This window comes from Kribbella yunnanensis, from assembly GCF_039529655.1.
GTDB classification, from domain to species: Bacteria; Actinomycetota; Actinomycetes; order Propionibacteriales; family Kribbellaceae; genus Kribbella; species Kribbella yunnanensis.
In genome coordinates, this window is record NZ_BAAANF010000017.1 from 553,520 (window position 1) to 565,646 (window position 12,127).

The following is a 12,127-nucleotide window of genomic DNA, read 5'->3' on the forward strand; positions in this document are numbered from 1 at the left end:
TGAACCTCACACAAGGGACTCCGCGTTCGGGATGGACCGAAACGTTTAAGGTCGTGGCACGTTAGTGCTGCGGGCCAGTGGGCCGGTGCTGCCGCGAATCGCCAGCCCGCCGACCGGTACGACGTGACCGGTCCCAGCCTTCCCGTCGAGTACCGCCAGCACTGCCGCTCCGACCGCTGTACCCAGCTCTCGCAATGGAGCCGGCAGTGCGGTGATCGCCGGCGTACTGAGCCTGCACAGTGCCGAGTCACTCGCGGCCAGGATGGACAGGTCCCACGGCACCGCGAGACCGAGCCGTCGTGCCACATCGAGCGCAGCCAGCGCCATCTGGTCCGAGTCGTACACGATGACGGACGGCGGCACCGGGCCGGTGAGCAGCTGCCGGGTCGCGGCAGCAGCCTCTTCTGGTCCGGCGTCGGTCGTCGTCCGGACCAGCGAGCCTCCGGAAGCCTCGAGTGCCCGCGCCAGCGCCGCCATTCGAACCTGCGTGCGCTGGAGGTCCGGCGGTCCCGTCACCGCCGCCACCTGGCGATGCCCCAGACCGATCAGGTACGACGCCACCCGTCCGTACGCCTCCTCGTCGTCGAGGTGGACCGAGGTCAGCCCCTGCGCGGCGGCCGGCGGCCCCACCACGACGGCCGGAGCCCGGAGTCGCCGCAACGCCTCGACGCGCGGGTCCTGGCTGAGTACGTCGGTCACGATCATCACGTCGAACCGCCGCTCGGCCCACCAGGTCCGGTACGTCGACACTGCCGCGTCGGCGGAGTCGACGACCTTCAGCAGCAACGCATACCCGTGATCCGCGAACACGTCCTGGATCGCCGTGACGAGGTCGAGGAACAAGGTCGCCGACGACACCCCGCCGGCCGCGGTGCTGACCACGAGCCCGACAGCCCGCGGGCCCGTGTGCATCGACCGGGCGGCGGCACTCGGCTGCCAGCGGTACTCCTCGGCGATCCGCAGCACCCGCTCACGTGTCGCGGCCGAGACCCCGGGGCGACCGTTGACGGCGTACGAGACAACAGCGATCGACACACCAGCCGCCCGGGCGATGTCCGCGATCGTGGCGCGGCGCGCGGGCGAGCCGGGGCGGTCGGCTGGCGGTGAGACCACAATGACCAGTGTGTCGCCTGGCGGACCGGACCGCATTCCGCCCGGTTCGGCGCGCGGAGGGGAGTGCGGATGGGGACAGTACGGCGTGGTGCGGCGAACGTGATCCCGCGGCGGACGATTGGCGTGCTCTCGCCGGTTGTCGGCGGGTTCTACTTCGGCGCGCTGATCGCCGGGATCGCCCGGGCCGCGCGCAATACCGGGCACCGGGTGGTCGCCGTACAGACCTATCCGGCTGGTCTGGATCGTGAGCGCTATCCCGACGAGCCGTTGCTAGAGGTGCCGGTGGCACTCGGTGCGGTCGACGGTCTGATCATTCTGGCCAGTGCCGTCCGGCAGGACCGGCTCGCGGCGGTTCAGGAGTGGGGCTGCCCGGTTGTCGTGCTGAGTACGGACACGGTCGGCCCGAATGTGCCGGTGGTGGTTCCGGACAACGCCGGTGGCGTGCGGGCCGCCGTACGGCATCTGATCGACCATGGGCACACCCGGATCGGGTTCATCGGCAATCCGGCTCAGCGCGACATCCGGGAGCGGTACGAGACCTACCTCGCGGCGCTGGCCGAGCATCGGATCGACCAGGAGTGGTTCGAGGAAACCGCTGACAACCATGAGCAGGCCGGTGCTGACGCGGCCTCGCGCTTTCTCGCCGCAGGGCTGCCGACCACAGCGACCGTCGCTGCCACTGATCGCAACGCCATCGGATTCCTGCGTGCGTTGCGTACGGCGGGACTGGTGCTGCCGCGGGACCACGCGGTCATCGGGTTCGACCACACCGACAGCGGTGCGCGATTCCAGCCCAGGCTGTCGACCGTCGACCCGCACAACGACCGGGTCGGCGCGCTGGCCGTCGATCTCCTGCTGGCGCAGCTGCGCGGGGAGGCGGTGAGCGGTGGCGTACATCGCGCTCCCTCGACCCTCGTGATCCGCGAGTCCTGCGGGTGCGGCGAATCAGGTGTGCGCGACGAGCCCGGTACGACGCCCGCAGGGGCCCGGCTGCTGCACCTGGCCGACACCGGATTCGCGGCCCCGACGTCAGTCACGGACAGCCGGCAGATCGACGACGAGGCCCGTGAGCGGTGGCTGCAAGCGGTTGTCGAGCCGCTCACCGCCGCCGCTGAACAAGGGCGGTCGCCGACCGGCCCCGCACTCAGCAGTCTGGCAAGGCTGACCTCGGCACGCCGACCGCATCCGGAGACGCTGGAGCAACTGATCGCGGTCGTCCGCGATCTCGAGTGGGAGCTCGCCGCGGGATCGGACCACCTGCCCACGCTGTACCGCACCGGTACAGACGTCACGTTGGCTCTGACCAAAGGCTGCACCCAGCCGCTGCTCGCGCGCAGCGGCTACCTGGAACGCGCGATCGCCGACCAGTACGAGGTCGACCTGGACTTGCTGCGTGGCAACGGCGGCGGTCCGCGCGCCCTGACCTGGTTACCGCGCGCCGGCCGCGGCGCCGCCTGCCTCGGGCTGTGGACTGGTCCGGCGGTGGGCGACCGAGAGCTGGAGATCGTTGGCGTGGATGACAGCTCCGGTGCGCTGGCTCGCTTGGTCGGATCGAGGTCCCGAGCCAGCCAGTTCCCACCCGCCGCGATGACTCGGGCAGGGACCGGCACGAGCCGGCTCACGTTGGTCCTGCCGGTCACGTCGCGCGGCAGCGACTGGGGTCTGCTCGCCATTGAGGGCACGGTCGACACTCGGATGACCAGCGGCCGGGACAAGTACAACCACTGGGCCACGCTGCTGGCTGTCGCACTGGATCACGAGCGCCTGTTGGGCTCGCTGCACGACCAGCGGCAGGCGCTGGCAGAGGCGGCCAACCGCGAGCGCGCACTGGCGGACACACTGCGTGCCAGCGAAGAGCGGTACGCCCTGGCCTCGATGGCTGCCCAGGACGGTACGTGGGACTGGGATGTCTCGGCCGGGACGGTCTACTACTCACCGCGGTGGAAGCAGACGCTGGGGTACGGCGAGGACGAGATCGGCGGTACGCCGTCCGAGTGGCTCGACCGGGTGCATCCCGACGACCGCCTCGACCTGTCCGCAGCGATCGCAGCGCAACTGGGCGGCTCGCGGGCGCCGCTAGAGATCGAGCATCGGGTGCAGACGTCCTCAGGGGACTACCGGTGGATGATGTGCCGGGCCGTGGCGGTTCTCGACGACGCTGGTTGCCCGGCTCGCTTAGTCGGAGCGTTCGTCGACATGACCGAGCGCAAGGAGGCCGAACTCGCCCTGCGCCGGAACACGCTGCGGGATCCGGAGACCGGTCTGGCCGGCCGAGTGCTCTTCCTCGATCGGCTGGGCGAGGCACTGGAGCGAGCACGGAACCGCCCTGGCGACTATGACTGCGCCGTACTGCTCGCGCGCCTTGTCGAGCCTCCAGTGCGGGCCGACGTACGGCGTGAGGTGGTACGGCGACTCCAGTTGGTGCTGCGCGACGGCGATTCGGCCGCCCGGCTTCGGCAGGACGAGTTCGGCGTACTGCTGGAAGACGTGCGGCCGGATGAGGTCCGCATCCAGGAAGTGCTTGCCAGGTTGGCGGCTGAGCCCGCACTGGGAGTCGCGGTCGGAGTGCTGCCGGGCATCCAGCAGTTCAAGGACGCCGACGATGCGCTGCGGGCTGCGGACATCGCTCTGCTCCGCGCGCAGACCAGGGCCTCGGTGCCTCCCCGCTGAGGAGAGGCACCGAGCCGTGCCGCTAGGAGCAGGTAACGCCGTTCAGAGTCGCGGCCGAGAACGGCGGATTGCCGCCGCTGTAGTCCGCGTTGTAGCCGACCGTTGTGGAAGCGCCAGTGCCGAGACTGCCGTTCCAGGACGCGTTGACGACCCGTACGACGTCTCCCGTGTCGGTCCACGTGCCGTTCCAGCCCTGCGTCACCGTCACACCTGGTGCCGCGAAGGTGAGCGTCCACCCGTTGACCGGCGCACCGCGGTTCTCGATGACGACTTCGCCGGTGTAACCGGTGCTCCACGTGCTGGTCACCCGATGCGTCACCTTGCACCCACCAGGTGGCGGCGTCGGCGTGGGTGTCGAGTTGCCGGCGGCAGCCAGCTCGTAGGCGCGCTGCGGCACGAACTGGCCTGCTGGGGCGATACAGCCGTCGGACTCACCCGGCGGCTTCACCCACAAGAACGCGGCGAGCTGGCCATCACCAGTTTGGTCAGTGCTCGCCGTACCGATGGCTCGGCCCGCCGGGTCACACCACTCGCTACCCGCTGGCCCGTTGCCGTTACGGCTGGTGTCGATGACCGCACGCAGCCGTGAGTCGCCGACCGCGTTCAGCACGGCCTTGGCGAAGCCGGCCTCGTCGGCGGTGGTCCGGTAGTTCGACACGTTGGTGGAGATGCCGTCGGCGCTATTCGAGATGTCCGCGCCACGCAGGCGCGCCGCAGCCTCGGCTGGTGCCAACCACGCGGAGTGGCCGATGTCGAAGTACACCTTGGTCTGCGCCGAGCCCGACTTGAGCTTCTTGCCCGCGTAGGCCATCGACGCCTTCGTCTGGTTCTGCTGATCCGCCGACTGGCAGTTCGTCATGATCGGCAGTACGTCGGGCTCGAGGACGATCGCCGCCGGGCGGCCGGCCACTCCCAGCGCGACCTGGTCGATCCAGGCCCGGTAGGCCTCGTGTGACGGCGCTCCGCCGCTGCTGGCGCCACCGCAGTCGCGGTTCGGGATGTCGTAGACGACCAGGATCGGCACCTTGCCGGCCGCCGCGGCGGCGCCGACATAGGCGTCGACCTCGCCCCGGACCGTGCCGGTGTTGGTGGTGGTGAACCACTTGCCTTGCGGGGTCGCCGCGATCCGGTCCCGGATCATCGGCGTCCGTGAGTCGCCCGGATTGGCTGCGACCCACTTGGCCGCGCTGCTGCCCGGATCCACGAAGAACGGTGAGGCAGCAGCCTGAGCGGTCACGACCAGTAGGCCGGAACACAGCGTGAGGGCGGCGACCAGGCCGCCGTACGCCAGGTGTCTTGAGCGCATGAAACGCACCTTCCAATGTCGGGGGACGGACATCGGAAGCACTCCCATCGCGATGGAATGTAGCCAGCCTCGCGCACTCCCGCATCTGAAACGTTTAGGTCCGCCCTGCCGTCTTCTCAGCACCTCGTCCGCCTCTTACGCTGCGGCAATTGGGAGCGCTCCCATCAGTGTCGCCCCACACCACCTGGCGTCCCGACGGAGGGAAGAACCTATGAGGCTTCGAAAGAGAGGCGGTCGGCTGCGTGCGTTGGCCGTTGCGATCGTCACGGCAGCCGGGCTGCTGCAGCTCGTCGCGCCGACGGCACAGGCCGCGGTGGCCTGCTCGGTGAACTACACCGTGGCGAGCGAGTGGGACAGCGGTTTCGTCGCGGACGTGACCATCAAGAACGAAGGCGACCCGATCAGCGGTTGGACCCTCACCTGGACCTTCCCGAACGGCCAGCAGGTGACGAACCTGTGGAACGGCAGCTACACGCAGTCCGGCGCCAAGGTCACCGTCCTGGCCGCGGACCACAACCGGAACATCGGCACCGGTGGTACCGCGAACTTCGGCTTCCAGGGCATGCGCGGAGCGACGAACGGCAAGCCCACGGACTTCGCGGTCAACGGCACATCATGCGCCGGCGCCGCCAAGCCCACGATCGTCGCGACGCCGGAGGCACTGACCGTCAAGCAAGGCGGTACGGCGAAGTTCGGCGTAACCCTGGCGAGTCAGCCGCCGGCCGCGGTGACTGTCGCGGTGGCCCGGTCGTCGGGCAGTACCGACTTGACCGCCTCACCGGCCTCGCTGACGTTCACCACGTCGAACTGGAATACCCCGCAGAACGTGACAGTGAGCTCAGCGGCGAACGGCGGCGACCTGGTGACTGCCGTCTTTTCCGCGACGGCCACCGGCTACACCGCGGCGTCGGTCACCGCAAAGGAGCTGTCGGCAACTACTTCGCCGTTCGAGGAAGCGTTTCTCACGCAGTACAACAAGATCAAGGACCCGGCGAGCGGCTACTTCCGCAAGTTCGGCGACCTACTGGTGCCGTATCACTCGGTGGAGACGCTGATGGTCGAGGCGCCGGACCACGGGCACCAGACCACGTCGGAGGCCTTCAGCTACTACCTCTGGCTGGAAGCGAGCTACGGCAAGATCACCGGCAACTGGGCTCCGTTCAAGTCGGCTTGGGCGTCGATGGAGAAGTTCATCATCCCGGCCAAGGCCGACCAGCCCACCAACGACAAGTACAACGCCTCCAAGCCGGCGACGTACGCACCCGAGCACCCCGCGATGACCGGGTATCCGTCCCAGCTCGACACGTCGATCGCGGTCGGTTCCGACCCGATCGCGGCCGAGCTCAAGACGGCGTACGGGACCGATGACATCTACGGCATGCACTGGCTGCTCGACGTCGACAACACGCTCGGGTTCGGGCGGTGCGGCGACGGCACCACGGCGCCGTCGTACATCAACACCTACCAGCGCGGTTCGTCGGAGTCGGTGTGGGAGACCATCCCGCAGCCGTCCTGTGACACCTTCAAGCACGGCGGTCCCAACGGCTATCTGGACCTGTTCACCAAGGACAACTCCTACGCCAAGCAGTGGAAGTACACCAACGCGCCGGATGCGGACGCGCGCGCCGTACAGGTGGCTTTGCTGGCCAGCCAGTGGGCGACCGCGCAGGGCAAGCAGGCCGAAATCGCGCCCGAGGTGGCGAAGGCCGCGAAGATGGGCGACTACCTGCGATACGCGATGTTCGACAAGTACTTCAAGAAGATCGGCAACTGCGTCGGACCGGTTGCCTGTCCCGCGGGCACCGGCAAGGACAGCGATCACTACCTGATGTCCTGGTACTACGCCTGGGGCGGTGCGACGGACACGTCCGCCGGCTGGGCCTGGCGCATCGGTGATGGCGCCTCGCACCAGGGCTACCAGAACCCGTTGGCGGCCTACGCCCTCGCGAAGGTACCGGCGCTGAAGCCCAAGTCGGCCACTGGGCAACAGGATTGGGCCAAGAGCATGGACCGGCAACTGGAGGTCCTGCAGTGGCTGCAATCAGCCGACGGTGGGATCGCCGGCGGTGTCACGAACAGCTGGGAAGGCCACTACGGAACACCTCCAGCTGGTACGCCGACCTTCTACGGCATGTTCTTCGACGCGCATCCGGTATGGCGCGACCCGCCGTCGAACCGGTGGTTCGGCTTCCAGGTGTGGCAGCTGGAGCGGACGGCATCGCTGTACCAGATGACCGGTGATGCCAGGGCGAAGAAGATCCTGGACAAGTGGGTGCCGTGGGCCCTCGCCAACACGACGGTCGGTGCGAACGGGGCGTTCCAGATCCCGTCCGATCTGGCCTGGACTGGAGCCCCCGACACCTGGAACCCCGGCTCACCGGGTGCGAACGCGAACCTGCGAGTGAGCGTTCTCAACCACAGCCAGGATGTCGGCGTGGCGGCGTCGTTCGCCAAGACCCTGCTGAACTACGCGGCCAAGTCGGGGAATGTCCCGGCGCGGACCACGGGTGAAGGTCTGCTCACGGCGCTGCTGGCGCATCAGGACGCCAAGGGCATCGCGACTCCGGAGACGCGGACCGACTACAACCGGTTCGACGACAGTACGACGCCGCGACCGGTGAAGGCCCGTACGTCCCGCCGGGCTGGACCGGCACGATGCCCAACGGTGACGCGATCGGCCAGAACTCGACGTTCCTGTCGCTGCGGTCGTACTTCAAGACCGACCCGGACTGGCCGAAGGTGCAGTCATACCTGAACGGCGGTCCGGCACCGACCTTCACCTATCACCGGTTCTGGGCGCAGGCCGAGATCGCCACGGCGTTCTCGCTGCACGCCGAGCTCTTCGGCTGAGCCCTGCTTGACGCGCGCCCCCGGGACCACCTGACCGGGGGCGCGTCCAGCTGCTCAGGCGCTGCCGCGGAGCTCCAGCCGGGTGTCGACAATGACCTGGGTCTCCGGCGGCTGATCGCCGGCCAGCTGGGCGAGGAGAAGCCGGGTCATCTCGTGACCCATCTCCTCGGCCGGCTGGAAGACCGAGGTCAGTGGCGGGTCGGAGTGCCGCCCACCCGGTGAGCCGTCGAAACCGATCACGGCGACGTCCTCGGGGATCCGCCGGCCCGCCGCCTTCAGCGCTCGCATCGCGCCGAAGGCCATCGGGTCCGAGGCGGCGAAGACGGCGTCCAGCGCGGGCTCGCGCTCCAGCAACGCCGCCATCGCCCGGGCGCCGCTCTCCTCGCTGAAGTCGCCGTACTCGATCAGGTCGTCCCCGGCGATCTCGCGGAAACCCTGCAACCGAGCCACGCCGGCGGACATGTCCTGCGGTCCGGCGATGGACGCGATCCGGCGTCGACCCAGATCGAGCAGATGCTGCGCCGCCAGCCGTCCACCGCTCGCATTGTCGGCGTCGACGAAGGGCATCTCCGGCCCGGCCAGTGGCCGCCCGCAGAGAACCAGCGGCAACCCACTGGCCAGGACCTTGCCCGGCAGCGGGTCGTCGGCGTGCTGCGACAGCATCATCACGCCGTCGACGTGTTCCCTGGTCAGGAACCGGTTCACGCGATCGCGCTCGGCCGGGCTCTGCACCATCGACAACCACAGCTGCAGCTGCGTCTCGGCCAGCGCGGCGCTGATGCCTCGGACGATCCCGGCGAAGTACGGCTCGGTGAACAGCCGCTCGCCCGGCTCGGAGATCACCAGTGCCACACAGTCGGTACGGCGGGTGACCAGGTTCCGGGCCGCGCGGTTCGGGACATACCCGAGCTCGTCGATGGCTTTCAGTACGGCGGCCCGCGCCGCCGGACTGACTTGCGACGAGCCGTTCACCACCCGGGACGCGGTACCCCGCCCCACCCCCGCCCGAGCCGCAACGGTTTCGATGGTGGGACGGGGTTCGATCATGTGGCTAGCCTGCCTCGGATCAGATCGCCGTACCAATACGCGCTGCTTTTCGGGGTTCGTGTCTGCGTCTCGTAGTCGACGTGGACGAGCCCGAAACGCCGGGAGTAACCCCAGGACCACTCGAAGTTGTCGAACAGCGACCAGCAGAAATAGCCGTGCAGCGGGACACCGAGATCGATGGCCGCCTGACAGGCCCGGAGGTGGCCGTCCAGGTAGCTGATCCGGTCGGGATCCCGGACCGAACCGTCCGCGTCCGGTACGTCGGCGAACGCGGCACCGTTCTCGGTCACGTACAGCCGCACCGCGGGGTACTGCGTCGCCAGTCGCACGAGGACGCTGGTGAGCCCTTCGGCATGGATCTCCCAGCCCATCGCGGTCAGCGGCAGATCGCCCTTCTCGAAGCCGACGTGCTCGCTGCCGGGCCAGGGGGAGGCGCCACCGCTACCACCATGGCCGTCGTCACCGCCGCCTGATGTGCCCGTCACGACGTGCCGGCTGTAGTAGTTCACGCCGAGCATGTCGAGCGGAGTCGAGATGAGCGCCAGGTCGCCGTCGCGGACGTGCGAGAAGTCCGTGACGGCGGCGAGATCCTCGATCACGTCGGTCGGGTAGGACCCTCGCAGTACGGGATCGAGGAAGAAGCGGTTCTGCAGACCATCGATCCGTCGCGCGGCGTCGAGGTCGGTCTCCGCCTCGCTGACCGGTACGACGTCGTACAGGTTGATGGTCACGCCGACCTTGTGGCCGCTGGACCGGAGCAGGTTCGCCGCCAGGCCGTGGCCGAGCATCAGGTGATGTCCGGCCCGGACAGCTGCCGCCGGGTCGGTCCGGCCGGGTGCGTGCACGCCGGATCCGTACCCCAGGAAGGCCGAACACCACGGCTCGTTCAACGTCGTCCACTGCCGGACCCGATCACCCAGTACGCCGGTGATCGCGCCGGCGTAGTCGGCGAATCGCTCGGCCGTGTCGCGTACTGGCCAGCCGCCGGCGTCCTCCAGCGGCTGCGGCAGATCCCAGTGATACAAGGTCGGCCACGGCTCGATACCGACCGCCAACAGTTCGTCGATCAGCCGCGAGTAGAAGTCGACGCCGGCCTGGTTGAGCCGGCCGCGACCGTCCGGCTGGACTCGCGGCCAGGAGATCGAGAACCGGTAGGCCTGCAAGCCGAGATCGGCCATCAGGGCGACGTCCTCGCGGAATCGCGTGTAGTGCTCGATCGCGACGTCGCCGCTGTCGCCGCCCAGCACCCGGCCCGGCGTATGCGAGAAGGTGTCCCAGATCGAGGGCCCGCGCCCGTCGGCGGTAGCAGCCCCTTCAACCTGGTAGGCGGCGGTGGCGGCGCCGAACAGGAAGCCGGTGGGGAACTGCAACCCGGTCCCGGGCTCGGTCTGGCTGTCGGTCGTCACGACTTGATCGCACCTTCCATGATGCCGCCGATGATCTGGCGGCCGAACACGATGAACACCGCGAGCAGCGGCAGCGTGGCCAGGGCCGTCGCCGCGAAGACCTGCGCGTAGTCGGTGTAGTACGCCGTCGCCAGCAGGCTGAGCGACAGCTGGACAGTGGGAGTGTTGGCGTCCAGAACGGCGTACGGCCAGATGAACTCGTTCCAGGTCTGCATGAAGGTGAGCAGGCCGAGGATGGCCGCGGCCGGCCGGAGCACCGGCAGTACGACGTTCCAGTAGATCCGGAAGGTCGAGCACCCGTCGACCCGGGCCGCCTCGACGAGTTCGTCCGAGATCGCCTCGGCGGCGTACTGGCGCATCATGAAGACGCCGAAACCACTGACCAGGAACGGCACGATCACGGCCTGCAGACTGCCGTTCCAGCCGATCTTCACCATCAGCATGTAGAGCGGGATCAGCCCGAGCTGGACCGGCACCATCATCGTCGCGACGATCACCAGCAGCATCGCGTTGCGGCCGCGGAAGCGCAGCTTGGCGAACGCGAACCCGGCCAGCGTGGAGAAGAACACCACCGACAGGGTCACCACACTCGAGACCACCAGTGAGTTCACGAGCCCGTAGCCGAAGGCGGCATGTTCGTTGGCGAACACCCGCTCGATGTTGGCGGCGAGTTCGGCACCGGGCAGCAACGGCGGCGGGACGTCGTTGATCACGTCGTTGGACCGGGTGGCCACGACGAACATCCAGTAGATCGGGAACAGCGACGTCACGCAGCCGACGATCAGCGCCAGGTACGTCAACGGGCTGGCCCGCCACAGCCGCACCGAGGCAGCGCGCAGCCGGCTCACCGCGCTGCCCTCCGAACGAGCAGCAGGTTGATCAGCGAGAAGATCACGATCAGCCCGAACAACGCCCAGGCGATCGCGGCGCCGTACCCGTATTGGAAGCGCTGGAAGGCCGTTTCGTACATGTACATGGTGACGGTCTGGAACTGACCGAGGGTGCCACCGAGCATCCTCCCGTTCCCGAAGATCACCGGCTCGGTGAACAGTTGCAGGCCTCCGATCGTGGAGATGACGACGGTGAACACGAGTGTCGGACGCAGCAACGGCACGGTGATCCGCCAGAACTGCTGCCAGGGCTTGGCACCGTCCAGCGAGGCGGACTCGAACAGGTCCTTCGGGATCGCCTGCATCGCACCGAGCAGGATCAACGTGTTGTAACCGGTCCAGCGCCAGTCGACCATCACGGCAATCGCGATCCAGCTCGACCAGGTGTTGGCCTGCCAGTCGACCGCGTCCAGACCGAGGCGGGTGATCACGTAGTTGACCAGGCCGACGTCACGGGCGAACAGTTGCCCGAAGACGATGCCGACGGCGGCCACCGAGGTGACGTTGGGGATCAGCACGCCCATCCGGAAGAACGTCCGGGCGCGGATCTTGCGGTTCAGCAGGTTCGCGATCGCCAGTGCCATCAGGAGTTGCGGCACAGTCGCGAGGACGAAGATGCCGACGGTGTTGCGGAGTGGGTTCCAGAAGTCCGGGTCCGCGAACAGCGTGCTGTAGTTGCCGAACCCGACGAACGTGTGCTCGCCGATCAGATGCCAGTCGTGCAACGAGACCCAGCCGGTGTAGACCAGCGGGAACGCCCCGAAGATCGCGAACAGGACGAAGAACGGCGCGATGAAGATGTACGGCGCGAACTTCACATCCGCGCGCGTCAATCGGGAGCGCCA

At 68.3% G+C, this 12,127-nt stretch carries 7 protein-coding genes and 2 pseudogenes; 3 read left to right on the top strand and 6 right to left on the bottom strand.

All coding sequences use genetic code 11. From position 1 onward, the window contains the following. Positions 1-45: 45 nt before the first annotated feature. Positions 46-1,113: a LacI family DNA-binding transcriptional regulator gene (locus ABD231_RS25985; RefSeq protein ID WP_344157247.1), complete on the bottom strand. Its 1,068-nt coding sequence runs from the start codon at positions 1,111-1,113 to the stop codon at positions 46-48. 69 nt (positions 1,114-1,182) lie between these two features. Here ABD231_RS25985 and ABD231_RS25990 point away from each other — a divergent pair, with 69 nt between their 5' ends. Further along, a complete protein-coding gene (locus ABD231_RS25990) occupies positions 1,183-3,783 on the top strand; it encodes a substrate-binding domain-containing protein (protein WP_344157250.1) in 2,601 nt (866 codons plus the stop codon). A 22-nt stretch (positions 3,784-3,805) separates the two neighbouring features. On the opposite strand, the gene ABD231_RS25995 is transcribed toward ABD231_RS25990, so the two are convergent. After that, positions 3,806-5,089 (bottom strand): glycoside hydrolase family 6 protein, encoded by a 1,284-nt coding sequence (locus tag ABD231_RS25995; RefSeq protein ID WP_344157253.1) that lies wholly within the window; start codon positions 5,087-5,089, stop codon positions 3,806-3,808. A 211-nt stretch (positions 5,090-5,300) separates the two neighbouring features. On the opposite strand from ABD231_RS25995, the pseudogene ABD231_RS26000 reads away from it, so the two are divergent. Further along, positions 5,301-7,598, top strand: a pseudogene (locus tag ABD231_RS26000) (glycoside hydrolase family 48 protein); the annotation flags it as partial. Between the two features lie 140 nt (positions 7,599-7,738). Next, positions 7,739-7,939 (top strand): annotated as a pseudogene (locus ABD231_RS26005) (glycoside hydrolase family 48 protein); the annotation flags it as partial. Positions 7,940-7,993: 54 nt separating this feature from the next. On the opposite strand, the gene ABD231_RS26010 reads toward ABD231_RS26005, so the two are convergent. From ABD231_RS26010 to ABD231_RS26025, 4 genes are all read right to left on the bottom strand, one after another. Then, complete coding sequence (locus ABD231_RS26010) at positions 7,994-8,986, bottom strand: LacI family DNA-binding transcriptional regulator (RefSeq protein ID WP_344157255.1); 993 nt, start codon at positions 8,984-8,986, stop codon at positions 7,994-7,996. Continuing rightward, a complete protein-coding gene (locus tag ABD231_RS26015; protein ID WP_344157258.1) occupies positions 8,983-10,392 on the bottom strand; it encodes a GH1 family beta-glucosidase in 1,410 nt (469 codons plus the stop codon). Before ABD231_RS26015 ends, ABD231_RS26010 begins: the two co-directional genes overlap by 4 nt. After that, positions 10,389-11,240, bottom strand: coding sequence for a carbohydrate ABC transporter permease (locus ABD231_RS26020; RefSeq protein WP_344157261.1), 852 nt, complete (start codon positions 11,238-11,240; stop codon positions 10,389-10,391). The genes ABD231_RS26015 and ABD231_RS26020 overlap by 4 nt, the downstream gene beginning before the upstream one ends. Next, positions 11,237-12,127: carbohydrate ABC transporter permease (locus tag ABD231_RS26025; RefSeq protein ID WP_344157264.1), on the bottom strand; the 891-nt coding region annotated here is incomplete at its 5' end. The genes ABD231_RS26020 and ABD231_RS26025, both read right to left, overlap by 4 nt.